Below are 23,664 nucleotides of genomic sequence, written 5' to 3' on the forward strand. Positions count from 1 at the left end.
CTATACTGCCCTCACGCATCTAACGGGTCCACGCTGCGTTCGTTTGCTGCACATGATGTAGTTCTCATTCAATACATAAACCTCGCCCAACTCCTTGTTGGCTTTGCCGATGACGATATATTTGTGTTTGGTTTGAAACATAGGGTCTAACCTTCGCATATGGATGAACTCCTTCCAGTAGGTCGGTCTTTGAAATGGATCGGAGCCTTTCTCAGTTCTCCATATGAATCCCTTGGCGGTGTGTAGACTCCATATTTAACTCGCTCCTCATCTGTCATTTGGCGAAACGTTATTGGACTTGCTATAGCTGGTAGCGAAGTTGGTCTTTCATAGGTTGCCTGCAATTCTGTTAATTTTGTCTTCCTCTTCAACGCCTGACCCTTGGCCCTTCGTTTTCGAATCGGCCACTGATCGGGATTCTTCTTCCGCTCACGCTTGATCACTTCGTAAATTTGAGATTCATTGATGCAAAAATGATCTGCCATTTCACCAATGGCTGCTCCCGATACATACATTTCATTTAGATGCTCCACGTTAACGCAGATGCGCTCTTCCTGAGCTTTCCGTTTCGTCACTTGGGATACACCGCCTTTATCTTGTGATTTTCCCTGCGGTACCGGGGCATCACCCGGCGTTGAAGCTCGGCCACCGCCTCATATCGATCATCCAGTTGGGCTCCAAGCTCGTGAAATGCTATGGTCAACAGTTGCGAGGTTGTTGCCTCTTTCCAGTTCAGGGGCTGATTCATCCGGATCTCCTCCGCATATCAGGAATGTTTTTACCGCTCTTTTTTGGCGGCGGTGTCGATTCTTGATGTGTACGATCTAAGGAAACGAATTTATTAAAGTTTTTCAGGAAAGCCAGCTCAACCGTTCCAACAGGACCGTTCCGCTGCTTTGCAATGATAATTTCGATGATATTCTTTTTCTCAGTCTCCTTGTCGTAATAGTCATCGCGGTAAAGAAAAGCGACAATATCGGCATCTTGCTCAATCGAACCGGATTCCCTTAAGTCCGACATCATGGGCCGCTTGTCTTGCCTTTGCTCTACGCCACGGCTGAGCTGGGACAACGCAACGACCGGTACATCCAATTCCCTGGCTATTTGCTTTAAAGTACGTGAGATTTTGGATATCTCTTGCTGCCGGTTCTCAGAGCGGCCAGCAGCCGAAATGAGTTGCAAGTAGTCAATCAAAATCAGCCCTAGACTGCCTGACTCCTTTTTCAGCTTGCGGCATCGGGATCGGATTTCGTTCACTGTAATTGATGGGCTATCATCGATGTAAATATTTGCGTCTGATAGCACCCCAATTGCCATCGTCATCTTCTGCCAATCCTCGCCTTCCAAACGCCCGGTCCGCAGCCGGCTGGCATCCACATTACCCTCGGCAGATATCATCCGCTGTACAAGCTGCTCGGCACCCATCTCCAGACTAAAGACTGCGATCGATTCTCCAGAAGTCTTGCCGGCACTCTGGCCAATGTTAAGTGCAAAGGCTGTCTTCCCAACAGAAGGGCGTGCACCAACGATGATCAAATCCTGACGTTGAAACCCCGAGGTCATCTTATCCAGATCATCGTATCCAGATCGAATGCCGGTAATTCCTCCGGTTGAGGGATTTGTATAACTATGGTCAACCTTGTCATAAACCTTCATGGCCGTTTCTCTGAAAGTCTTAAACCCGCCCTTTTTACTAGTGGATCGCTCAGCGACCTCCTCCGCAACGACTTGAGCTTGTTCTGCCATTTCCTCGGCTGTCAGATCGCTATTATCGTAAATGCGTTTCATACCGGAGCGCGTCTTCCGATCCAACGAAGCATCCAAGATCAACTTGGCATAATAATCAACATTTGCTGCTGTCGGTACTGCATTTGCAAGTTCAGATAAGTACTTGAATCCACCGATATACTCCAGCTGTTGCCGGCGCCTGATATGGTCTGTGATCGTAATCAAGTCGATCGGTGTTTCTGTGTCAGCAGCATCCCATAACTCCAGCATCGACTCGAAAATAATTCGGTTTGCTGCTTGGAAGAAATCCTCCGGTATTAGCCGCTCCATGACAATTATGATTGAATCGTTCTCCAGTAAGACAGCTCCGAGCACCGCTTGCTCCGCCTCTAGCTGTTTCGCAAAATCAATTGACTCGATCTCGTTTGGCATATTCACGCAGCGCCTCCGCTCGCTCCTCCGATGGCAACCGGAATATGGCTATTATTTCTTCAGGCGGACCTACAGCCGTTTGTTTCCACTCATCCAACTTGGTTATATATTGCTGAGCAGAATCACGTAATTCCGCATGATACATAGCAAGCTGCGCAGATTCGGGCTCCAGCATCGCGATTTCGGACGGTACCGGAGGGAATTTGACAGTTAAGATATGCGCTCGCAGGTTCCGCTGCGCTAATTCAAATGGCGTTTCCTTCAAAACATCCTGCCACACAGCAACCTTGTCGTCATCGTAATCAAAGCCGTTGTATGTGTTCTGGATGACTAGGAAAAGCTTCCTCACTTCGCTCTCGTTCACGCTCCTCAGCCTCCTTGATTTTTCGTTTTGCTTCTTCGTTTCGTAGCTGCAGATTACTTTTCCGAACAACTCCAAGGGGGACCGCTACAGTCGGGGCTGGCTTATCGGTTATGGGCTGTTGGTTTTTCCAAGCCTTATAAATCGGCTTTTCGTAATACAGGAAAGAGCTGATGTCTTCGCCCCCGGCTTTACGTTCGACGAAGACCTCATGCATGACCTGGATGATAAAGGGTGACGGGACACCCCCGGCGATCATCTGGTTCATAAGCGCTCTTTCACGCTGCGTAACATTACGATCAGATTTTGTATGGATTTCACAAAAAGCATCTAAAACTTGAATCATCAAATCTGATTTTGAATCATCTGAAATTTTAGAGCTCGGATCACTAACATCAACAACATCATTTAATATCTTTGTAATATCTTTATTAGATCGGAAGTTTTCTTCCGGGTGATCGGAAGTTTCTTTCCGGTCTGGATCGGAAGTTTTCTTCCGCTCTGGATCAGATAGGAAGTTTTCTTCCGGTCTGATTTTGTATTTTTTGGAGTTCTTTACGGTGAAAATCAGGCCGTAAGGAGCCCGGGTTACACGAATATATTCATATTTTTCTAAGTCCTTGATCCATGATCGAATGGTTCTCTCAGTCACACCAAACCGTTCTGACAGGTCGGTAAGCTTCACTGGCTTATTCCCTAGTACAATGCCCCACGTTACCCCATCCTTCTCTACATCCTTGGTCGTGGAGCTAATGCACCACAGGAACAACCACACTGCGTTGCCTATTCGGTTATAGTGTTTGGGCTCCAATAAACCAGAGAATATAGGAAAGGGGTAGCTTTGAGGCATTGTGTCAACTCCCAGCCTGCTTGTTTCGTCTGTCCTCACATATTACGAAAGGATCCTCGAGTCGTAAGGGATGCCATCCGGGATAGCCTGCATTCAGGTAAGAAAGCAAACGTTGCTTAAATTGCACTTTGTTTGTCTCCCTAAGCTTCCAAATCACTCGAGCGATCATTATTTTGGTAGGTGGGACATCGATCATGCGATCTTAACTTGTGCTTCTTCTAATTCATTGTGTACATGTATCAATTGATCAAAAACAGCCTGCGCCTCTTCTATGTGAGTAATAACCAGCACCTTTTTGAACCGATCAGCGACCGACTTGATCGCCTCAAGTACAAGCGCACGATGCTCTCCGTCTTGACTGCCTAGCCCTTCATCAATCGTAAGCCATTCCACTTTGCTACCTGCTCTACGTGCCAGCAACTCTGCTAGAGCGAAACGAATCGCGTAATCAATACGGAGTTGTTCTCCACCAGAAAACGTCTCGTACGGCCGCTCAGAGGTCCAGTCACCAATCATAATATCCAGCGTTTCCGTAATACCATCGCGGCTCTTTAGCTCCCGCTGCGTTTCAAAACGGATATAGTGCTTACCTTTACTCATCTGACCGAGGATATCATTGGCAATGACCTCAAGTTCTGGTACCGCATTTTCAATAATTAATGCTGGAATACCATCGCGACCAAATGCCCGTATGAGGGTTTGGTACCGGGACCATTGCTTAGCCTTAGGTTCCAGCTCCGCGCTCAGTCGCTGCCGAAGTTGTTCATCCTTCTCTAACGGGGCCAGCTCCGACTTCAAACCGCCAATCTGTCCGATAAGAATGTTTTGTTGCTCTCGAAGAGCTGTAAGCTCCGTCTCCATAGCCGGTGCTTTGGCTTGTTCATTATCCAAATCAATAATCTCAATTGTGAGAACCGAGCGAGCCAGTTCAGTTTCATCAAGATGAGAATTTTTTTTAAGAAGTTCACGATCAATCGCAGAAACGCGATCATCTACGTTATTTTTAATTACTCTCGCAGCAGCCAACTCATCTTTTAAAGCAGCCCATGCCTGTAATTTAGTAACACGCTGCTGAAGACTTAGAAGCGGTGACAAGACTTCTTGAATGGTTAGGAGCTCCACTTGCAACCTCTCTTGTTTGCCTATCAGCTCCTGCTGCTGATCTGTAAGATGCTTGAATTGCTCCTGTATTGATGAAAGCAATTCCTCTTTTGTTTGCAATTGAGCAGCCTGCTCTGCCAATGGCTGGAGCTCATCAACGCGACGTTTAAGGGTACGGTGAGCAGTGTATTCATACCCTAGCTCCTGTTGTTTTTTCTCAAGATCTGTTAAATTCGTTTCAATTTGTCCAAGTATGGAACGGTCCATCGCTGCCAGCAATGCACGTTTTTCTACAAGCGTCTGCTTAGCCTCCTGTGCATCACCTAGGAACCGGCAAGCCGCTTTGTCCACATCAATACAATTGGAGTCTTCCAGCATGCCTGCTTTGTTTTCCAACGTCTTGATCTCAGCGGTTAGCAGTTGCTCGGTTGTACTTATACGTGTCCGTTCAGCCTCAAGCTTTACTCGAGTGTCCCCGATTTGTTTCTCGAACAAATCCCATTCATCGGCCAGAGCCTCCATCTTAAGCAGAGAGCTTGAAGCTGCCTTATATTCAGTTGCTTTCGTTGTCAATAAAGCGCGGTTCGTTAACAACTTTTGTATATCCTCTATGCGCTGAATAAGTGGTAACTGATCCTGCTGGTTCTTTGCAATTGCCCCTTCAACATACCGGATTTCATTAAGTAACCGTTCTTGTTCCGGCTGTCGCGCTTCCAATCCAGCAATTTGTTCCTTCACCTGCAGATATTCTTCCGATTTTGCGAGGATATCGACCTCATTGACAAGAATCTTCTCTGCTCTCTCCAATTTGGTCGTATGGCTAAGTTTTTCAGCATTCAATGTTTTTATTTCATCAAGCAATAACTGTATTTGTTTGCGGAGTTCCCGGGCCTTCTCAGCTTTTAATTGAAGCTCCTTAATGAGCTGCTCTTGCTGCCGAAGTTCTGACTCCTTACCTTGAATAGTTGTTTGTGTAGTCCCTAATTGATCATTGCATTGTTTAAGAAGGTCCTCTTTATCAGTTTTAGCCTTTAATCGTTCGTTTAAGTCCGCTAGCCTTTGCTTCGCCCTTTCAATCTCATGATGAAGAGCAGAGGCACGTTCCCGGGCTTTCACCTGTAACTGGTCATAAATATTTAGCCCTAGAATTTGTTGAAGGATTTCCTTACGCTTACCAGCAGTTTGAGCTGTAAACTCATTTGCTTTTCCCTGCAGGATCATGCTCGAGGCAGTGAATGTTTCAGCATCCAGATTCAATAATGTCCGGATTACATCCTCAGTGTCTTTGATTTTCTCAGCTGAACGGCTTTCCCAGCGGTCACTGACTCGCTGTTGAAGCTCTAAAGTGCTTTTACCATTACCTTTAATTGAACGAGTACGAATAACTTTATAAGTGCTGCTCTGATGCTCAAATTCCAAGGTAACAGCCATTTCCTGAGTTCCTCTGCGAACCAGATCATCCATGCTGATCCCTTTAATTTTGTCACCAAACAAGGCAAAGATTGGTGCTAATGTAAAAGTAGATGACTTACCAGCACCATTACGACCGCAAACCGCGGCGAGCGTGACACCTGTTAAATCAATATTTGCATAAGCAATCGCTCGAAAATTAGTAAGCTCAATACGTAGTGGAATCATACCCGAACCTCCTCGAGTAAGCTGCTTGTTAATGCTTGTAGTTCATTGATTTCGCTTGCTTCAATTGCTTGATTCTCAGCCCATTTAGCAAGTGCAGAGGCAGGTCCGAGGGACTCGGTTACTTCCACATCCCTCACACGCTCGGAGCGTTCAACATCAGCTTTAATCTCAGCTACAAAGAAGGCACCGGCTTCGTATAATGCTTTTTCTAAAGTACGGCGATCAAAACGCTTTTGGAGTTCTTCGCTGCATGAATACTGCACTCGAACCATTGCATCCTGTACGGTAGCGAAGTCATCAATCTGTCCTTCAAGCCAAGCCTCGATATCCATGTCGCACCATCGAAGGGTTCTAAAGATGCGGGCTGATGTTTCAATAAAATTGGAACCCCTTCGAATTCCATTTAAAAATTCATGGATCCAAAAGCCCGGCTTCGTTTTCTCGTCCCCGAAGTTATGCCTTTCTGGCGCACCACTGTAAAACACATTCGTTCCAGCTTGCTGAGGGCGGTGAATATGGCCAAGCGCGACCATATCGAACATTTCTGCGGCTTCTTGGGTAAGAATCGGCTCATTCATCAGCAAAGCGTCCTCAAATCCGGTGTCAGCGAGATCAAAAGTAAGATGCGACATTAAGATGGACGGTAGCCCCGGGAGGCAAAGTGAGCGTAAACGTGATACTTCAGCTGTGATCCAATTGGTCATTCTTGAATGAAACTCATGTGGAGGCAGCCCTCTGAATTCATCCAGTGTTGCAAATCCGGACCGATTCATACCAGGCAGTCCAGCAATGTTAATGCCGCGATGTTGAAATATCTGCGGCTGTGTTAAAACATATATATGAGGAATGTGCATTTCCTTAATTAATTCGTAAGCACTGATAGCATCATGTGAAGGTGTACCGCTAATCACGATAACATCAATTCCTTTATTACTAAGCTTCCGGAGCCAAGCTGTGAAAGCAGCAATTTCTATGCTTGCCCGGTCCAGAAACACACGTGCATCCTTAAATGCATCCCCGCAGAAAAGGACGATTTCACATTTTTCTTCAATAATTCGCTCGGCAATCCAATCCATCGAGCGAGTGATGTCTTCAAAACGGGAGTAAGGATTCGGACCCGGATAACCGAGTCCCCAATGGCTGTCAGCTACATGAGCAATCTTCATCTGATTACCTCAGCTCTTCCGGGAGATCATCAGGATTGATTCTCTTTGAATCCTGATTGCTGTCTCCCTTGAAATATTCCAAATAATCAGCGACTGCTTTCCACTCATGGTCTTTTACATCTTGGACCACTTTCACAATAGGTCTACCCAAAGCTTCGCTTGCACGTTCTGCTAACCAATTCCAATCCATTTTCCCCGCAATTTCCTTGGTCAGCTCATTAGATCTTGTTTTGTCTACATTGATTGTTGCTCGGCTTCCCTGAGATTGTGATCCAGAACTGCTATTACTGTTAGTAGATCCAGTCTGCGACCTCTGCTGCTGACGCGGAGAAGCCGATGTCCCTCCCTCAGCCTCCGGATCCTCACCGTTCAAAAAAGCCTCAAGCTCCTGTTCAGTTTGAGTAAAGATGCCACTTGACCTCGTAGCAGCCAGTGTTGCATCAACGAGAGCTCGCTTCTTCGCCATCTTTAATACCGTATTCCAAATGGAATGCATATCGTCATTTTCCATACGGTACTTGGTGTATTTGCCATTTCCTCGCCCATTGAATTCCTTTGATAGAAGATCATCTTTGTCGATTCCACGTGGAATATCCTTTTCATACACCCAACGCCAACGGTACCGGCTCTCAAAGGTATTGGCATGTCCAACCCCTTCACCGATAATGGCTCCTGAGCTGCGATGGATAAGGCGAATGGTAATATCCACTCCGTAATAGCCGGTTTCAAAGTTTTTGTCCTCTACCTTGTTCGCAATGGTCGGAGCGAAATTATAGAATTCGCATAATCCCTCTGCTCCAGGTTTCAGCAAAGTAGGCTTGTCTGTACCAGGAATAATGCCGTAATCGACACCTTCCTGCATAACCTCTCTGAAAAACTCCTTTGTTAAATTCAGTTTTTGCTTCATATCCGCTAACTTTTTTCGCAGATCCGTCGCACTACCAAATTCATAGTCAATAATCGCTCCACCCCCGGCTTGTCCACCGGAGGTTTGGGGCTGAATAACCGTGAGTTCACTCAAATTATGCCGCCCCTTTCAGTAGGTCAGCGACGGACTGCAAGGCCTTAAATTCGTTAAGCAGTTTATTAAGGTGATGCTTCTGAATGGCAACGCCATCTTCAGCAGCTGCCACAGCGTGCCGCTCGACTTCAGTGAATTGACGAAGCTGAGCATTGCGAATTTCAGCGTTCTTACCATCAATTTTCATACCGTCATCTTCAAAAACTCCAACATACAAACCATCCTCTTTATGCTGCAACTCAGCCTTAGCTCCTAATAACAATGCATTCGCATCCAATAATTTTGTTTCAGCTGCAGCGATCTCTGCCGGCAATTCCAGTAAACGGTAAACAATGCTCGATTTGTCCATGAATAAAACCTCCATTGATTTTTTTGCCATGCTCATGTTAAACTGGCGGTACAATTTGTATTCAATTGGCCCTCTGCAAAGGGCCTTTTACTTTTGTGAGTACCCTCACACACGTTTCCTCCTTCCTGATGAAGCGCTTGGCCGCATCTCCGAAGGTCCGCCGCAGCGGCCCCCTCACCAGATAGGGTCAAACTAGTTGAGCTGTTAACTTTTCAGCATCATTCACAATGACCTTCACACAACCGGCGCAAATCATTTTTCCCGGATATAAGAAAGTAAGCTGCTCAACCCTTCCGCACAATGTGCAACCCGGTGCATATTTTTTTAGAATGATTGTCTCTCCATTTACATAAATCTCCAAAGGGTCCTTCTCATTAATATTGAGTGTCTTCCTTAACTCCATCGGAAGAACAATTCTTCCAAGATGGTCCATTTGCCTTACGATTCCAGTTGCTTTCATATGGGTTAGCTCCTCGCTTTATTTGAATTTGGTCTCTTCCTTTGATCAATTGATTTATGATAAAATAAGTGCAACGAGTTCCTTTAAGCGGGTTCTCAATGACATCCGTCCTGACCGACGGGTGTTTTTCTTTTGTCCAAACTCACTTCGTTGTTTCGGGCTTAGATACTGATTGACTTGAACCTTCATATAGTGCACTCCTCTCATACTCAAAATAAGACATGACCGTCTCTTCTATCGTGATTACTTTTCGCGCCATATTATCGATCAAATCCCCATTGCAGATCGTCTTAATTAAGCCTGTCGTATCCCCTGACTTCAAACCTGAACACCTCACTTTATGTATTTACTTGCTTTAAGTTTTATCCTGTGTTCATTCCACATCGCCATCCAACTGAAGCAGTATTCCTTGCACAAGATAGCCACGTGATGCGTCAACGCAGTAATAGCTTCAATACACTCCCGAATTGCTGTTTTCATCAGCTGCAGCTCATGTTCATCCATTTGCGTCCGCAGCTTAGTAATGGGGGCAGCCTTCAGCGCGATGACTGCCTCTTCGATCTCTTCAAGTGTCTTAAGGTGTGTATTCGCTCGGTGTAAATCTGTATTATTGAGCCAAGGTATCCAACCACCACCCGTTGCCTCATTTGCGGCGGCTACTGCTAGTTGAGGATCATCGTAATGTTCGACTGTGCTTTTCATTACATCCTTGGGCGCCCTGCGCTCGCCTTTTTCAATTTTGCTAATATACGATTGGCTGACATAGGCGACCCGAGCTGCTGTGCCCTGACCTTCGTTTCTCTCCGACCGAACCTTTGCTAAGGTTTGACCAAATTGTCCTATAGCCATTTCGTTTTCACCTCCTTTGTCATTTATCGAGGATGCTTTATGACAAGGGAACCCGTTATGATGAAGTTAAGCAAGATGACCACTTCCCCTAAATCTTCCCCTTTACTGCCCGCCCTTCCATGGAGGCGGGCTTTTCTCCTAGCCCCCACTTGCTTTTTCTTGCTGCTTGGCTTTATTGATTCGAACATCCATTGCCATTTTCTCAAGCAGCGGCTGCTGTAACTTTTTAGTTGAAACAATCATTTTCTTTTCCTCAATGGGGATTTTGTTGTCATAAATAAAGTAGGTTTCCATGATTAACCTCACCTCCTCCCAATCAGATTATTTATGGTGCTCGATCGCTCATATCTGCAGCACAAGAATCACAAACTGCTTCTTTATCATTAATCCACAGTGTTCCTAACTCAACCCGACATAAGATGCATTCAGCCGTCGTTCCATCGGTGGCTTTCTTCTCCAACTCCACCTGCACGACTTCACCTACTCCTTGCTCTTTCATTGCCGCCACCTTCCTAATATTTAAGCCACCTTATCGTCATCCTTCTCATTTGCCTCCTTCGTCAGTACTTCTCAATACTTAACTGCATCCGGACAAAGAATTCGTGAAGTTTATGCCATGCCCTCTCGATAGGCTGAGTTAATGGGGTTTCTATGGATCACTTCCTTACCGGAAGGAAGTATCTAACAAAATTATGCTGATGAAACACTTTCAACTTCATCTCCATTGCGCGGACGCACAATTTTGTCCAAAAAAAAGTACTTTTCAAATGGACCGCCAAAAGCATTAATAACTCCTGCGATAAAAGTCGGTCCTGGTGAATTGTGCCGAGGATCCTCAATCGGTAGTTTGGCTCTCCATAGTTGTGTTACTGAAATACCTATTGTTGCAGCAAGCTGAGTATCTGAAGCAAGATCGAAATTGCATTGTTCTTTTTCCAAAGCTTGTACATTTAATCTAACTGTTGTCTTATCAGTTATCGTTGCCATTGCCGTTTCCCTCCTTTAGTATTATTGCGTACTCGCAACATAAATATAACTCAAATTGTGCGTTTGCGCAATACTAAAAAGAAAAATTTTTCGTTGCCGCACAACCAAACTATTACGCATACGCAATACACTATGATAAAATATAAATTAGGTGATATAACATGACAATTAACTTAAAAGAATTCGGAAATTTCCTTTCAAAAGAAAGAGAAAACAATGGATATAAAAGTCAAAGACAATTAGCTTTAGATGCTGGCATTTCCCCTGCAACTTTATCTAGAATTGAAGCTGGAACACAGGAACCTAAACCTGAAACACTTAAAGCCATATCTAGGTTCCTCAAAATGACTCCATATGAATTATTAATGGAAAAAGCTGGATACCTTAATGAATCCATCTCTACAAACAATACGAAAAAATCAAATGAATTAGAGATAAATGTAGCTTACTTTGGAGGCGCCAAAGAGGAACTTACTGAGGAAGAAGCAGCGCGGCTTAAAGAAGAACTGGAGATGTTTCGGCTGTTGAAAGAAAAGAAGTTGAGAGAAAAGGACAACAACAAATCATAAAACCAAGAACCACTCCTGGCTAGGGAGTGGTTTATTAATAAGGATACGTATGTAGGGATATTGCAAATCCATTGGCATTGAATCTCTATACGTATGTCCATAATATTCCGCTAGAATCAAACCACTTGGTACAGCTATTAAATAAGGAGTAGTCCTAATTGGATAATTATACGCACATTATTGCAAAGATCAATGGATTATAGGCTACGAAAAAGGTAGTGTTTTTCGCATAGAAAAATATGGTATGAAGTAATCAATTTTATTTAAATCTACTCTTCATTTCGTACTTTATTTAAAATTCCAATATCAGGTACCTACACTATCAAAATTCCGTCTTCAATTGCCTCAAAAATTTCCTTTTTTGTTTTTAGGGTCATAGTTGATAAAAAAATGCCTTTATTTAAAGGATGCATATTATTTATTAATGCATTGTAGTTTAGTAAAATAATCCCTAAGATTGAATCAAGAAGTTTTAAATAAAATGAATTAAAATTAGAGGACATCTTATGGTCATATCTCGGTAGAAGGTTTAATGATGCTATACTTCCCAAATCAACATTCCTAGCACTATGTGCGAACATACACAATTCTTTATATAAAGCGTGTATAGTTGTATAATAATTTTTTCCAATGTCATTTAAAAAAAACGAATGCTGACTTGCTATTTCAAATATTTTGTAAACACTTTTCTCGTCGTAAATCCCTGCGTTATCATTTCCTAGAATAGCCTTAAGAAAGGTTTCTATTGCGCTTCTCAATGTGAGATTTGCAGTTTTATATGAACCTACTGACCAACAAAAAATCGATTGCATAAGATCTGATGCAGTTTCTTTATAGTAGGTAATACTAAGCTCAGTAACTAAGCTAATTTCTTTGTACTGTTGTTCTAGCTCAGCTAGAAATAACAAATAACCGTACGATTTTTTATGCATAGATTTAAGATAGTTTAAATATTGCGGATTTGAGATAGACTCACTAAGATCAAAATCCTTTAAGTAAGTAGTTAGCACAGCAGCATCTTGAGATATCTCTCTACTCATTTTTTCTCTCCGTAAGTTTTTGGATAGTTTCATTCCACGAGAAGTTATTATTTGTTCTATCCTCTTTAATTTTTCTCAATTGCTCCTCATTTGAGGTAACTTTTGTTAATACATTCACCAAATTTTCTAACTCACTATCGGATAAAGTATCAGTTTCACAAACTATTAAACCTATCAGCTCATATCTAGACCTCTTACCTTGTCTAGGCATTTTTATTCCGAGAACATCTTCTGCAAATTCAATTATCGATAAGTTAGTAGAGAACAACACTTCATCCTTAAAAAGTCGAGGTAAAACCCCAATCAAGAAGTGAATGTTTGGGTTCGGTGATTTAAATTCTTCAGCTACTTTTAAACCTTGACTGTTCTTTAAAAGATCTCTCATTAGTTGAGGAGTGTCTTTTAATTTTGAAATTTTTTTGGAATCAATTAACCAAATTAACTCTTCTATAAATTCTATCGATTTATAGATTTCATCTTTTTTCTTATTATTTAATAGAATATTCATATCAGCCAATCCTTTCGATGAGCTCCTTGACAATCCCCACTAAGTTACTTTTTAATAAAGAATCATCAATATCTAAAATAAATTCTTGTTTTAATTGTCTTCTAGCAACTTCTACTCTTTTCGGTAAAGATTTTATAAATAGTTTATCTTTCCAAACCTCACTTCGCGCCAAATTCCTTCTTGCATCCCTAAAAACATATGTATTTTCCTCTGCAACAGTAAGAACGACTCCAGCACAAGCAATTTTATTTCCAAAATTATCCATTTTCTCAGTGACAATCCCATTTAGAAGATCTATTCCAGTTAAGCTTATGGGATCCGGCTTTACTGGTATAAGATAGTATTGCGATGCTAGTAAAGCACTAGTCATCCAAACGGATGGCGTTGGTGGTGTATCAATAATAACATATTCATATGAATTACCGAGTGTGGTCAAAAAGTTTTTAATTCTGAATTCCCTACCTTGACCTGGTGCCATTTCCAATTTGTATAAGTCCAATGCTCCAGGTAGTAATTTAAATCCCCTTCTAGTTTGATAAGGTTTTATCTCATCTAAATTTTTAGGTACTCTTTTATTCACACCTTCTGTAAAACTAATTGTAGGCCTGATATTTCTATCAAAAATGTTAAGAACCGTATCTTCTCCATCCTTAAGGTAATTAAAGTATTCGTTACCTGACATCAAACATTGAGTAGCATTAAATTGAGGATCTACATCAATTAAGAGCACTTTCTTACCATGCCTTTGATAGAGGCAATCCGCAATATTAACAGCTAGAGTTGTTTTTGCGACCCCCCCTTTCATGTTAATTAAACTAATAACTTTCATATATTAACCCCCTAATAGTAATACTGTTTATAAAATAGCAAATTTCGCCAAAAAAGTATATATTTTTAGGAAAAAAGAACTAAAAACGACACCCTGAGAGTGTCGTTGTTTTTTCTAATGGAGCAGCGAACGAAGTTATTTATTTGCAAGTATGTCTTTTTACAGCTCCAATGAGCTTTCTTGGGTGAAGTCATTTGTACCTAACTCACCACGGATGGCACGGGCAAGGATCTCTTTTTTCATTAGGTCGACTTTATCAATTACATCACAAAGTTCTTTTGCCTTTTTCTCACTTTCAAATAAGCTATCCAATATGCGAACAATCTCCTGCTGTTCTTCTATAGTAGGAAGATTTATTATAACAGCACCAATAATGTCGGTGTTTAGATTTGGTTGGGCGGCGCCTTTATTAATTGCTCTTAATTCCGAAGTTTTACTAATCCAAAAATAATAAAAGAATTTTAAACTTCTCTTATCAAGATTAAGAAATGCCGCAATTCCGTCATTAAAAGTTGTTTGAAAAGAAGAAATAGCTGGGACTCCAAGAGTCGCGCCACTATTAGTCAAGAGTAATGTATTAGCTTCTACCATACGCGTTTTCTTTAAGCCAGCTTCCTTAATTGAATGTTCAGCAGAAGAGACAAATGGACCGTCATTTCTTGTAATATCTGCAACTTTCAAAAATGGAATGTTTCCTCCATAATATTGGGGGTCTCCCGCAGGTCGGGGAGAACCTCCTCGAACTATATTACAAATTTCAGAAAAAAGCTTCTTCTCCCAACTAGCCATCCCAACACCATGTTGCTCCCGCCATTTAGCAGAGAGTTCGCCTGTGAAGGCTTTCTGGAGGATGATAAATTTGCGGGTTTCAAAGGTATCAAGGGAACTCAAAACTAGCTCATTTACCTTGTCAAGCTTTGCAAAAAAACTTTCAACCCGCTTAACAATTCTTTTTTGAACATTAAGTGGAGGTAACGGGAACGCAATTGACTCTAATTTACCTTTAGTGATATGGACTAGACCTGCCCCTCCATGTGTATTACTATGAACAGCGTCAATCCTTGATTGTATGCAATAATAAAAATACTCTTTAATGACAAATTCCTTTAAATGTACCTTAAAGATATGTTGGTTTAAGACTCCTGTGGGACCTGAATAAATTCTTGATCCAAAAGAAGTACCGATATTCCCTGACCAAGCAAATAACAAATCTCCTTCATTTACAATATATTTAGGATCGATTTCTCCTTGATAGTAATTAAAGTTTCTATAATTCGGATTATCTGCATTAAGATTCTGAATTCTTATAATTGGTAAACCGGTTTCCGTCCAATCTGAGGGTTTAAAGACAAAACCATTGATTAAAGTACAAATTGAACCGATCGTAACCCAGTTCCAACCCTCAGGAATCTCAAATGGTTGTTCTTCTTTCTTTACTAGCACCAAATTGTTTATATTATCAGCAAGGGGAAACACCTTAGAGTTACTCATAAAACTTTCCCCTCACCACACTTTAGCTCTCTAATTACTTCTTCAAGCAAGTTTATAGCCTGACCTAATTTTATGATTGATTCTTCTGCCGATTCTATAGGATCAGGCAAGTTACCATTTGAAATGAATGACTCATCTAGTAGCCAGGAAATATCTAGATTATCTCCACGAACCCTTAATTGCTCTCGAGTGAAATACCGATAACGTCCAGTGTCACCCATATCTTGTCGAAATGAATTTCCATTTGGATCGGTACCAAAACAAGTTTCAAAATCTTTAAAGTGTTCACGAGTAAGCGGGGTCCTTTTACCAAAAGTAGGCATGTTTGTCCTCATATCATAAACCCAAACACCATCAGTGGGTCTACCCGCTTGGAAAAAGAAAACATTTGTTTTGACCCCTTGTGCATAGAAAATACCTGTCGGCAACCTAAGAATTGTATGCAAGTTACACTTATGCATTAGATCTGTTCTTATCTGTGCTCCAACATTATCCTCAAATAGTACGTTATCAGGAAGTACTACGGCAGCTCTACCACCTGGTTTTAAAGCCCTATAGATGTGTTGAAGGAACGCAAGTTGCTTGTTGGAGGTCTCAAAAGTAAAGTCATCCCGAGTAGCCCCCCCGCCCCCCTTCTTGGTTCCAAACGGAGGATTTGTTATTACTATATCTACCTTCGGAAGTTGTTTTCCCACCTCTGATAGTGTATCCCCAGAGCGAAGGTCAGCCTCCAGATCATGAAGCATACAGTTCATAAGCGCTAATCTATGAGTATCAGGAACTAGTTCCATACCAACATAGCCTTTAGTCCGCTGCTTTTCATACAGTTCAATCTGCACTGAGGCAAAATCATCTGTACTCTCCTTAAGATATTGCCAGGCAGTAACAAGAAACCCTGCAGTACCAGCAGCCGGGTCCTGTACCACTTCATTCATTTGAGGCTTAATTAGGTGCACAATTGAATCGATTAGTGGGCGCGGCGTAAAATACTGCCCCGCACCGGACTTAAGTTCACTCGCATTCTTTTCTAGAAGTCCTTCATAAAGGTTCCCGAGGCCCTCCTCTTTAGCAGAAAACCAGTCGAGTTGATCAATTTCAGCGATAAGCTGGGATAAATTCTTCGGTTGACGAAGAGACGTATTTGCTCCTGCAAAAATGTCGCGGACCCGCTTAGAACCATGATTACCAAGGTAAATGAGCAACGTCCGGTAATAGTCAAGTTGTTCTGTTCCTCCCTTATTTAGAACATCTTCCCACCGGTATCCTTCAGGTAACTCATCTTCGTGACCAGTTTCTTGCATCATCTTAAGGAATAATAAATACGTTAACTCTGTGACGTATTGTTGATACGTTATACCATCATCTCTTAAAGTATTGCATAAATTCCAGAGCTTAGAAACAATATCTTGTGTAGTTGCCACGGTTAAACAACATCCTCCCAAATAGCCTCTTGAAGATCACCAAGGATCTCCTGAACATGGCCGTCAAATATTTTATTAATTCTTTGTAACCCGCCTTTAGTGCGGAACTGTCCTTCATTCAATGCCTCAATATCTAAAATGACATTGCCCTTAATTCCATCAGCCAATGCACGTAACCAGCCTTTTTGCGCCTCTGTCCACGAACGAGAACTGAGTAATCTTTGGAGCCCTCGCTCAACTCTAATTTCTAATGGCTCTAGAGCACTGCCTAAGGCTTGCTGTCGGATGTATGCAATCACCGAGGCAGCAATAGACTGATTTGTCTCCGAATAAGCAGTATTTAGATATTGCTCCGGAAATCCTGCTTCATCTAAAATCCGTTTAACCTCTTTTAAGTCTTTACGTGTAAGCTCTCGAGGACGTGAACAAACTACCTGAAGAGCCGGTATTTCATTAATATTGGCTTTTACCCACACTTTAAATGATTCTAAGTAATCCTCAGGTCTTTTCGCCTCGCCATAACCACGACTCGTCTCTGTAACGTGGTCATCGTGTTCTGAAATATACGGTAACCTAGGATCTCCGATTTTTATCTCGTCAAGAAAGCGAACCACTCCTGGATGTTTTTTCAAGTAATCAGCTAATTGCTCTGGGTTCCATTTCTTAACTGTTCCGGCTAGTTGTTTGGCATCCATGCCCGCCATAGATGTGAAACTTTCATTTTCTACAAGTCGCGTTGCACGTCTATGCAATTTAGCTAAGAACTGATCTCTCGCTAACTGCTTTATCTCTTCGCTTCCAGCCCCCCCTAATTCATCCGCTAATTGCTCAAAAGATATATTAGGATTAACTACAACAGGCTTCATTGTGTTTACTGGTTGCAAAGCCTCATAAAGTCGTACGAAATCAAAGATTCTAAAGCTTCCTTTATCAATCTCCGGACATAATCGTGTTGCGCGGCCAAGCATTTGTTCATAAAGAATACGGGATCGAACTTGGCGAATAAAAACCAAATTAGTAATCGCCGGTACATCGATACCAGTGGAAAGAAGATCTACGGTCACAGCTATTTTAGGATATTCCTCATTTTTATAACGTCGTATTAACTCCCCAGGTTTGTCAGCAGCGCCCGTAATCTTCTGAATCGCCACGTCTGTGTCTTCAACACCCATTTCCCTATATTCGTCCCTTAGTACCTTAACAAGAGTATCACAATGATGATCAGTTACACAAAAAATCAGAGTCTTTCCAACATCACTTAGCAAGTCATAAGTTAAGGCCAATTCTTCAGCAACAGCTTTATTAAATCCGCTAGCTAGTACAGCTTTATTGAACTTTTCAATATCAAGATCAACTTCATCTTCTAGTTCAACAGAGTCAATCGTTCCATCCAGCGTTTTAAAGACAGAAACAGTTTCACCCTTGTCCCAGTGAATCCCATGCTCGGAAAGATCCGTCTTTATGCGTACTGGAGGGCCATGATCAACCAAATAACCGTCAACAACAGCTTGTCTATATGAATACTGATATACTGGATGACCAAAAATTTGAGTTGTATGAAGTGCAGGTGTAGCTGTTAAACCAATAGTAACTGCATCAAAGTGCTCAATTACCCGTCTATATCTTGATAGATATTCTTCCTCATTCCGGTATTCAAGCTCGACTTCACCCATCTGTCGGTCCAATGTATAACCACGATGACACTCATCTACTACAATACAATCGTAGAGACCAACCGGAGGAACCCCTTCTTCACCAGGCGACACAATACGTCGGCTTAAAGTTTGTACGGTTTCTATATCTAACCGGGTAGCAGCCTCAGGTGCCTCATCCTTAAGTCCCTTTACATCGTAAATCTGTGTCAATGAGAGAGGTCCTTCAAGGTGAGTTGCTTGAAAAGTCGCTAAAGCCTGCTCTCCCAGTGCTTCTCTATCGATCATAAAAAGTATACGACGAAAGCGCCCAGACTTGAGTAATCGATAAACAAGACCAAGAGAAGTTCTTGTCTTTCCAGTTCCTGTTGCCATTGCTAAAAGAATTCGTCTCTCACCCTGGTATAGTGAACGTTCTACTGCTTGAATTGCTTGATATTGATAGTCACGAAGTTTAAGCGCTTCTAAAGGTTCTGCTGCCAATTTATCGTGAGCCGCCAACAGATCTTGCTTCAGTATTGAAGCTAGGTCTTCAGGAGTATGAATGATTGGTAAAGCACGGCTTCCACCTAAGTGAGTTCGAACATCTCTAAACCATATGCCTGAACTCTCTTCGAGTTGTTTAAGGTATCCACGGCCATTTGTACTATAAAGGAAAGGAATTCGATTGACGCCCCACGGACCTCCAGGGCTAGTCATTTCAACAGTGAGTTCAAACTGCCTGCTGTATCGTTCAGCTTGTTCAAGTGCAGACATTACATTTTTAGTTCTTCTCTTCGCTTCAACAACCGCAACAGGCATCAGTCCGACAAAAAGGACATAATCAGCTCGATCTTTACCGCACGGCCATTCAGCAATAGCTATATTTTTACCAGCCTGCGGCCGGCTACCCTTTTTGTACGTAAGGGTACTACTGTTGACAGTCCATCCTTGCTCTCTAAGCATTTGATCAATGATTTGGCGTGTTTCTGCTTCAGTTATTTCTACCTTCTCAGACAGCTTTTTTGCGGTCGAAATTATCTGATTGACCTGATTTTGAGATAGCTTCTCGGCTTCTTTTTTTAAAGCCTCAATTTCTTCTTTTGCCTTAAAAAGGTCAGCTTTAAGTTGTGCCTGTTCTTCAGCTTTCTCTGCAGCTAAATTATCTGGTGATGTAGGTAGTCTAAATGCTTGTGATTGGTATGTAGGTTCTCCACCATATGAGCGAATGAACCACACAGCGAGTGTATGTGCCATTCGAAGAGTAGTTTCAGCCTCTTCTTTATCACCTGCATTTCCATGGATCGCAGCGTTACCCGTCTTACGGATAGAGTGGAAAAGACGCGCCACTTCTCCGCTTATAGCTCCAGAATCCTCTAACTTCTTGAGTAGATCCAGTTGGGTAGCATTTGATTCTAGCACGAGTCCAACCTTTGCAGCAAGACGTTTTGCCAATATCTCAGCCCATTGCCTTGTCTTTGTTAGTGATCCATTGGGATCTTCCATCAAATATGCTTCGGCAAATCCTGCAATCTTTTCTAACATAGGCGAGAGACTTAAAAGAAATGTAAAGTTTTGAGATCTTGGTTTTGCTGCCATTTAATTACCTCCTATGGGTCAACACCAATTCTAACGGACTATTTTTGTGTATAGTTATTTCAGCCTATCCATTATAGGTATATGTAAAAAAAATGGGACATCTACAAACAATTCGACAAAGTCTACGCCGGCTCCTTCTATTTTGTTAGTTAAATATTACAAATTAATCAAAAATTCCTTTTTATAAACAAGAAAAAAGACCCAATGAATGGATCGATTTAAAAACCATTATCCTTAGTATTTTCGTCAACAAACTTTATTTCAAGATAGGTCCCGATAAACCACGCTATTGTTCCAATAGAAAACCATATAATCAATCCGGAAACATCAAATTTGAAAAGAATTAGCCAAGCTGCAAAAAATATTTCCGATAATAAAATGAAGAATGCATTTCCGTGTTCTCTAAGGTGTCTATAAGATTCTACAAACTCCTTTATTTCGTTAAAGTTTGTCTCTTCTGATTTAGTTGATTTGCCCTCTTTTTTTATCGATGTCTCCTTAAAGTTTCCTTTTGCTCTAATCTGACTTAAGTTTATATAAAAATTGTATATCCCCGTACTTCTTCTCCCTTTAAAGACTATAATTCTAAATGCATGGTAAACAAGAATAAACATACTGGAAATATACATATATAGAAAGCCGGCAATGGCAAGAATAACTGATGTTAATACAGTAAGTCCATCTTGTTTAAAGGTAACCACTCCATCCGAATTATTAGTGCTTAAAATAAAACCATTGCTTCCATTAAAATTAATATTAATGTTATCAAAAGTATATGTGGTTTCAAATAGCATGTTATAGATTTGCCCTGGTAGAACATTACTTAAATCCCCATTATAGAATGACTTACTAATCTCAGGCCCATGGTTTAAAAACAAATACCATAAAACTAAGATGCCAAATATTGTACCAGCAAGATACCTAACTAAATAAAATTCCCAGAACCTACTATTCACTCTGAATACCCCTTGCTTTTATTTTTTCAAAATAAATTCAAAAATTTAATTAGTAGATATAATTAACAATTACTTTTCAAATCCGCCGCACCCATTTGTCTTACTTTTTCAAACACCTTAATAGACATGCACCTTAAGTCAAAATTTTCTCAACAGTTGGAACATCTGCCGGCGCCCAATTTAGAGACAATAGTTCTGTTCGATAAACCCATCTTAGCTTCTCGTGCTCAGTAGCTAGTGGCATACCCGAAGTGATCTTAGCAAAATAAGTAATAAGTCGAACTTTAATTGTAGGATATTCATGAACAATGTCAACGATTAGATCCCCTACCCCAATGTCACAGAGCAGCTCTTCCTTAATTTCTCTCACAAGGGTATCACGAGGCTCCTCGCCTGGTTCAATCTTTCCGCCTGGGAATTCCCACAGGCCTGGAAGTGACATTTGCTGAGACCTAAGAGCACATAAAATCTCACCACTCTCATTGACAATAACAGCGCCAACCACGTCAACCTGCTTCATGAACTATTTCCTCCTTTGCCTTCGTTTTTATCAAATCCTTATCAAGAAGATCAACTAGATGAAGATAAGGTGCTAAGAAAAGTATGGATCTTTCCATTAAGCATCTTGATCTATTAAAATCATAACTAATTAAATTCATAGCAACTCGCCTCAACTTATTTCATTGATCTTCCGCTTAGAGATTGTTTTTGGAAAAACAAAAAATATGAAAAAAATACAATAGAGTAACAGAATAATAGATATATACCAAATCTGGCTAATAACCATTAAATAAAAACCAACTAAAAACGTAGTTACTAGGAGCCAGATCCACAATGAATGATTGAATTTTTTCTCTAATATTATGTCAAATACAGTTATAAACAAAATTATCAAAACCATTACACTAACAGAATTTAATGTAAAACTAATTTTATCTTGCCACTGAACTGAGGGTTGATTCCAATATGCCATAACATAAATAACTAAAAAGATTAACATTAAATGTGCATAGGTCATAGTAAAAGGGATAAAAAATGTCCTAAAATAATGCCAATAATAATTAACAATATCTGAAGCTGACTCCCCAAAGAAAATAGGAAATTTTTTTTCCTGGACAAGCTTATATCTGGTTACTTCTTTACGTATTTCGCCTAAAAAACTCTTTATTTTATCCCTTTTCAAATCATCCATTATCAGAGAAGCATCTTTATACAATCTCTGGGGTAAATGAGAGTACGATTTACTTATAGCCTCTTTTACTAATTTTTTATTTTCGTCGGTTGAGCTATCTAAATATTTAATCATTGAACCCTCGAGAACTCCGAGACTTTCTAAAGATTTGTCGATTCTATTAATTGTAGTTTCATCATCTTTAATATACCTAGCGCGTACCTCCTTAAATAACCACAAAATAACGATAACAAATATTAATATGTACATTGTCTCTACTTTACCGTTAATAAATAATTCTGCTAATATTTTCTCCACACCATTACTCCTTCACTAAAATAACCAATAAAATTATAGTTCTTTGTAACCAATCATACCATATTTTTGAAAATATGGTCAGGTTTCGTCACACAAAAATAGAACACTCGTTCCTTTATTTGCATTTATCTGTTATTATATTAGTAATATTTCGACAATTTTCATAGCTGGAGGCTATAGATGAATCTAAATTATTATAAAGCCACTGTACAGGAAGATTGGATTAACAATCTCTATCTAGCAAATGGAATACACTACGCTTCAGATATGGACGTCGATCAGATTGCTACCATCTTTAGCACCCAAGTTATAACCACCACTGGTGAATCAAAAGTCATTTGGGATGAGGATTTTTGCCTTATATTTATTAATGAAAATACGAGCCTCGAGGAAAAACGCGAACACTTCTTCCACGAACTCAGTCACCCTGTACAGCACTCAGGTCGCCAAGAAAAGATGCCCCGTGCTTTTGTCGAACTTCAAGAAACCCAAGCAGCCCACTTCCAGCTTTACGCAGCCATGCCCATATACATAGTAGAAAAATATAGGGAGATCAGCAGAAAACCATCATTTCTAAAGATCTTGTCAGAAGAATTTAAGCTTTCACTTACATTTGTCCAAAAACGGATGGATCAAATCAAGCGACGTATCTACCAAGGACGCATGGATCATCAGTTCATGATGAATAACAAATCAGTGCCAGTTCGCTATAACTACTCTTCTGAGACTCTACGTTTACTGGAAAAATCAAAGCAGTTCAAAGCCAGGAAAGGAGCTTTATAAATGGCTACTGTACGTGTATACTACGATTATTTCAATGACACCCTCTCACCTATCTGGCTGCTCCTTCACTTTGGCCGCGGCGGAATAGACTGGACCAAAGAGCAGCTTTATATGCCCATTCAGGCCCCCTTCCATCGCATTGAATCCGAAGAAATTCATGAAGATACCATGAGCCTCAGCATACTCCTTGAAGACCTCACCATTAACCCCTACGAAGCCGGCTACTACGGTATTCGATTAGATAGGGTCCTGCAACGTATATATAAGCAACAACTACCCGTTGATCCCTATGATATCGAACAATTTGTTATACAGCTTGGTGATCTTGAAGAAGTATTGCAAATGAATGTGCGACAACACTATTAAACATCAATGGAATCGACATGATAATCCATCCAGAATATTA

At 41.0% G+C, this 23,664-nt stretch carries 28 protein-coding genes; 3 read left to right on the top strand and 25 right to left on the bottom strand.

The genetic code is table 11. The annotated features are described in order from the left end of the window. The 16 genes from ACFQ0C_RS36770 to ACFQ0C_RS36845 form a co-directional block, all read right to left on the bottom strand. The gene (locus ACFQ0C_RS36770) at positions 1 to 159 is read right to left on the bottom strand and encodes a hypothetical protein (RefSeq protein WP_379374593.1); all 159 of its coding nucleotides are present in this window, start codon (positions 157 to 159) and stop codon (positions 1 to 3) included. Continuing rightward, positions 147 to 575, bottom strand: coding sequence for a hypothetical protein (locus ACFQ0C_RS36775; protein ID WP_379374595.1), 429 nt, complete (start codon positions 573 to 575; stop codon positions 147 to 149). The genes ACFQ0C_RS36770 and ACFQ0C_RS36775 overlap by 13 nt, the downstream gene beginning before the upstream one ends. Further along, positions 572 to 748 (bottom strand): hypothetical protein, encoded by a 177-nt coding sequence (locus ACFQ0C_RS36780; protein ID WP_379374597.1) that lies wholly within the window; start codon positions 746 to 748, stop codon positions 572 to 574. Before ACFQ0C_RS36780 ends, ACFQ0C_RS36775 begins: the two co-directional genes overlap by 4 nt. Further along, entirely contained in the window at positions 745 to 2,160 is a 1,416-nt protein-coding gene (gene dnaB / locus ACFQ0C_RS36785; RefSeq protein WP_379374884.1) for a replicative DNA helicase, read from the bottom strand. Before dnaB ends, ACFQ0C_RS36780 begins: the two co-directional genes overlap by 4 nt. After that, complete coding sequence (locus ACFQ0C_RS36790) at positions 2,135 to 2,524, bottom strand: hypothetical protein (protein WP_379374599.1); 390 nt, start codon at positions 2,522 to 2,524, stop codon at positions 2,135 to 2,137. Before ACFQ0C_RS36790 ends, dnaB begins: the two co-directional genes overlap by 26 nt. Further along, positions 2,463 to 3,206 carry a hypothetical protein gene (locus ACFQ0C_RS36795; RefSeq protein ID WP_379374601.1) on the bottom strand — a complete coding sequence of 248 codons (744 nt, stop codon included), beginning with the start codon at positions 3,204 to 3,206 and terminating at the stop codon, positions 2,463 to 2,465. Before ACFQ0C_RS36795 ends, ACFQ0C_RS36790 begins: the two co-directional genes overlap by 62 nt. A gap of 357 nt (positions 3,207 to 3,563) precedes the next feature. After that, positions 3,564 to 6,110 carry a sbcc family protein gene (locus tag ACFQ0C_RS36800; protein WP_379374603.1) on the bottom strand — a complete coding sequence of 849 codons (2,547 nt, stop codon included), beginning with the start codon at positions 6,108 to 6,110 and terminating at the stop codon, positions 3,564 to 3,566. Next, positions 6,107 to 7,276 carry a metallophosphoesterase family protein gene (locus ACFQ0C_RS36805; RefSeq protein WP_379374605.1) on the bottom strand — a complete coding sequence of 390 codons (1,170 nt, stop codon included), beginning with the start codon at positions 7,274 to 7,276 and terminating at the stop codon, positions 6,107 to 6,109. The genes ACFQ0C_RS36800 and ACFQ0C_RS36805 overlap by 4 nt, the downstream gene beginning before the upstream one ends. A 4-nt stretch (positions 7,277 to 7,280) precedes the next feature. Then, a complete protein-coding gene (locus tag ACFQ0C_RS36810; RefSeq protein ID WP_379374607.1) occupies positions 7,281 to 8,297 on the bottom strand; it encodes a hypothetical protein in 1,017 nt (338 codons plus the stop codon). Between the two features lies 1 nt (position 8,298). Beyond that, on the bottom strand, positions 8,299 to 8,646 hold the full coding sequence (locus ACFQ0C_RS36815) for a hypothetical protein (protein WP_379374609.1): 348 nt from the start codon (positions 8,644 to 8,646) through the stop codon (positions 8,299 to 8,301). A 187-nt stretch (positions 8,647 to 8,833) separates the two neighbouring features. Then, positions 8,834 to 9,106 carry an AbrB/MazE/SpoVT family DNA-binding domain-containing protein gene (locus ACFQ0C_RS36820; RefSeq protein WP_379374611.1) on the bottom strand — a complete coding sequence of 91 codons (273 nt, stop codon included), beginning with the start codon at positions 9,104 to 9,106 and terminating at the stop codon, positions 8,834 to 8,836. Between the two features lie 142 nt (positions 9,107 to 9,248). After that, on the bottom strand, positions 9,249 to 9,428 hold the full coding sequence (locus ACFQ0C_RS36825) for a hypothetical protein (RefSeq protein WP_379374613.1): 180 nt from the start codon (positions 9,426 to 9,428) through the stop codon (positions 9,249 to 9,251). A gap of 11 nt (positions 9,429 to 9,439) precedes the next feature. After that, entirely contained in the window at positions 9,440 to 9,955 is a 516-nt protein-coding gene (locus ACFQ0C_RS36830; protein WP_379374615.1) for a helix-turn-helix domain-containing protein, read from the bottom strand. Between the two features lie 138 nt (positions 9,956 to 10,093). Further along, positions 10,094 to 10,249 carry a hypothetical protein gene (locus tag ACFQ0C_RS36835; RefSeq protein WP_379374617.1) on the bottom strand — a complete coding sequence of 52 codons (156 nt, stop codon included), beginning with the start codon at positions 10,247 to 10,249 and terminating at the stop codon, positions 10,094 to 10,096. 31 nt (positions 10,250 to 10,280) lie between these two features. After that, positions 10,281 to 10,454 carry a hypothetical protein gene (locus ACFQ0C_RS36840; RefSeq protein ID WP_379374619.1) on the bottom strand — a complete coding sequence of 58 codons (174 nt, stop codon included), beginning with the start codon at positions 10,452 to 10,454 and terminating at the stop codon, positions 10,281 to 10,283. Positions 10,455 to 10,645: 191 nt separating this feature from the next. After that, positions 10,646 to 10,942 (bottom strand): hypothetical protein, encoded by a 297-nt coding sequence (locus ACFQ0C_RS36845; protein WP_379374621.1) that lies wholly within the window; start codon positions 10,940 to 10,942, stop codon positions 10,646 to 10,648. A gap of 161 nt (positions 10,943 to 11,103) precedes the next feature. On the opposite strand from ACFQ0C_RS36845, the gene ACFQ0C_RS36850 reads away from it, so the two are divergent. Then, complete coding sequence (locus ACFQ0C_RS36850; RefSeq protein WP_379374623.1) at positions 11,104 to 11,511, top strand: helix-turn-helix domain-containing protein; 408 nt, start codon at positions 11,104 to 11,106, stop codon at positions 11,509 to 11,511. 314 nt (positions 11,512 to 11,825) lie between these two features. Here the strand turns inward: ACFQ0C_RS36850 and ACFQ0C_RS36855 are convergent, their stop codons facing one another. The 9 genes from ACFQ0C_RS36855 to ACFQ0C_RS36895 form a co-directional block, all read right to left on the bottom strand. Continuing rightward, positions 11,826 to 12,551 carry a hypothetical protein gene (locus ACFQ0C_RS36855; RefSeq protein WP_379374625.1) on the bottom strand — a complete coding sequence of 242 codons (726 nt, stop codon included), beginning with the start codon at positions 12,549 to 12,551 and terminating at the stop codon, positions 11,826 to 11,828. Continuing rightward, complete coding sequence (locus ACFQ0C_RS36860; protein ID WP_379374627.1) at positions 12,544 to 13,068, bottom strand: hypothetical protein; 525 nt, start codon at positions 13,066 to 13,068, stop codon at positions 12,544 to 12,546. Before ACFQ0C_RS36860 ends, ACFQ0C_RS36855 begins: the two co-directional genes overlap by 8 nt. Next, positions 13,061 to 13,888, bottom strand: a complete 828-nt coding sequence (locus tag ACFQ0C_RS36865; RefSeq protein WP_379374629.1) for a ParA family protein — start codon at positions 13,886 to 13,888, stop codon at positions 13,061 to 13,063. The genes ACFQ0C_RS36860 and ACFQ0C_RS36865 overlap by 8 nt, the downstream gene beginning before the upstream one ends. 159 nt (positions 13,889 to 14,047) lie before the next feature. Further along, positions 14,048 to 15,379 carry a restriction endonuclease subunit S gene (locus ACFQ0C_RS36870; protein ID WP_379374631.1) on the bottom strand — a complete coding sequence of 444 codons (1,332 nt, stop codon included), beginning with the start codon at positions 15,377 to 15,379 and terminating at the stop codon, positions 14,048 to 14,050. Further along, positions 15,376 to 16,800, bottom strand: a complete 1,425-nt coding sequence (locus ACFQ0C_RS36875) for a class I SAM-dependent DNA methyltransferase (protein WP_379374634.1) — start codon at positions 16,798 to 16,800, stop codon at positions 15,376 to 15,378. Before ACFQ0C_RS36875 ends, ACFQ0C_RS36870 begins: the two co-directional genes overlap by 4 nt. A gap of 2 nt (positions 16,801 to 16,802) precedes the next feature. Next, positions 16,803 to 20,030, bottom strand: coding sequence for a type I restriction-modification system endonuclease (gene hsdR, locus ACFQ0C_RS36880; protein WP_379374636.1), 3,228 nt, complete (start codon positions 20,028 to 20,030; stop codon positions 16,803 to 16,805). 218 nt (positions 20,031 to 20,248) lie between these two features. Then, on the bottom strand, positions 20,249 to 20,986 hold the full coding sequence (locus ACFQ0C_RS36885) for a hypothetical protein (protein ID WP_379374638.1): 738 nt from the start codon (positions 20,984 to 20,986) through the stop codon (positions 20,249 to 20,251). 133 nt (positions 20,987 to 21,119) lie between these two features. After that, positions 21,120 to 21,506: a (deoxy)nucleoside triphosphate pyrophosphohydrolase gene (locus ACFQ0C_RS36890; RefSeq protein WP_379374640.1), complete on the bottom strand. Its 387-nt coding sequence runs from the start codon at positions 21,504 to 21,506 to the stop codon at positions 21,120 to 21,122. A gap of 150 nt (positions 21,507 to 21,656) precedes the next feature. Beyond that, positions 21,657 to 22,475, bottom strand: a complete 819-nt coding sequence (locus ACFQ0C_RS36895; protein WP_379374642.1) for a hypothetical protein — start codon at positions 22,473 to 22,475, stop codon at positions 21,657 to 21,659. A gap of 180 nt (positions 22,476 to 22,655) precedes the next feature. On the opposite strand from ACFQ0C_RS36895, the gene ACFQ0C_RS36900 reads away from it, so the two are divergent. Then, a complete protein-coding gene (locus ACFQ0C_RS36900; RefSeq protein WP_379374644.1) occupies positions 22,656 to 23,258 on the top strand; it encodes an ImmA/IrrE family metallo-endopeptidase in 603 nt (200 codons plus the stop codon). Next, positions 23,259 to 23,624, top strand: a complete 366-nt coding sequence (locus ACFQ0C_RS36905; protein WP_379374646.1) for a hypothetical protein — start codon at positions 23,259 to 23,261, stop codon at positions 23,622 to 23,624. The last annotated feature ends 40 nt before the right edge of the window (positions 23,625 to 23,664 follow it).

It is taken from the genome of Paenibacillus sp. GCM10027630, from assembly GCF_042676305.1.
GTDB lineage: Bacteria > Bacillota > Bacilli > Paenibacillales > NBRC-103111 > Paenibacillus_S.

Coding starts and splice junctions, on each gene's coding strand:
- ACFQ0C_RS36800 (WP_379374603.1), bottom strand. CDS start 6,110: ATGATTCCACTACGTATTGAGCTTACTAATTTTCGAGCGATTGCTTAT.
- ACFQ0C_RS36850 (WP_379374623.1), top strand. CDS start 11,104: ATGACAATTAACTTAAAAGAATTCGGAAATTTCCTTTCAAAAGAAAGA.
- ACFQ0C_RS36865 (WP_379374629.1), bottom strand. CDS start 13,888: ATGAAAGTTATTAGTTTAATTAACATGAAAGGGGGGGTCGCAAAAACA.
- ACFQ0C_RS36805 (WP_379374605.1), bottom strand. CDS start 7,276: ATGAAGATTGCTCATGTAGCTGACAGCCATTGGGGACTCGGTTATCCG.
- ACFQ0C_RS36770 (WP_379374593.1), bottom strand. CDS start 159: ATGCGAAGGTTAGACCCTATGTTTCAAACCAAACACAAATATATCGTC.
- ACFQ0C_RS36830 (WP_379374615.1), bottom strand. CDS start 9,955: ATGGCTATAGGACAATTTGGTCAAACCTTAGCAAAGGTTCGGTCGGAG.
- ACFQ0C_RS36900 (WP_379374644.1), top strand. CDS start 22,656: ATGAATCTAAATTATTATAAAGCCACTGTACAGGAAGATTGGATTAAC.
- ACFQ0C_RS36855 (WP_379374625.1), bottom strand. CDS start 12,551: ATGAGTAGAGAGATATCTCAAGATGCTGCTGTGCTAACTACTTACTTA.
- ACFQ0C_RS36840 (WP_379374619.1), bottom strand. CDS start 10,454: ATGAAAGAGCAAGGAGTAGGTGAAGTCGTGCAGGTGGAGTTGGAGAAG.
- ACFQ0C_RS36870 (WP_379374631.1), bottom strand. CDS start 15,379: ATGAGTAACTCTAAGGTGTTTCCCCTTGCTGATAATATAAACAATTTG.
- hsdR (WP_379374636.1), bottom strand. CDS start 20,030: ATGGCAGCAAAACCAAGATCTCAAAACTTTACATTTCTTTTAAGTCTC.
- ACFQ0C_RS36905 (WP_379374646.1), top strand. CDS start 23,259: ATGGCTACTGTACGTGTATACTACGATTATTTCAATGACACCCTCTCA.
- ACFQ0C_RS36835 (WP_379374617.1), bottom strand. CDS start 10,249: ATGGAAACCTACTTTATTTATGACAACAAAATCCCCATTGAGGAAAAG.
- ACFQ0C_RS36815 (WP_379374609.1), bottom strand. CDS start 8,646: ATGGACAAATCGAGCATTGTTTACCGTTTACTGGAATTGCCGGCAGAG.
- ACFQ0C_RS36780 (WP_379374597.1), bottom strand. CDS start 748: ATGAATCAGCCCCTGAACTGGAAAGAGGCAACAACCTCGCAACTGTTG.
- ACFQ0C_RS36820 (WP_379374611.1), bottom strand. CDS start 9,106: ATGAAAGCAACTGGAATCGTAAGGCAAATGGACCATCTTGGAAGAATT.
- ACFQ0C_RS36845 (WP_379374621.1), bottom strand. CDS start 10,942: ATGGCAACGATAACTGATAAGACAACAGTTAGATTAAATGTACAAGCT.
- ACFQ0C_RS36890 (WP_379374640.1), bottom strand. CDS start 21,506: ATGAAGCAGGTTGACGTGGTTGGCGCTGTTATTGTCAATGAGAGTGGT.
- dnaB (WP_379374884.1), bottom strand. CDS start 2,160: ATGCCAAACGAGATCGAGTCAATTGATTTTGCGAAACAGCTAGAGGCG.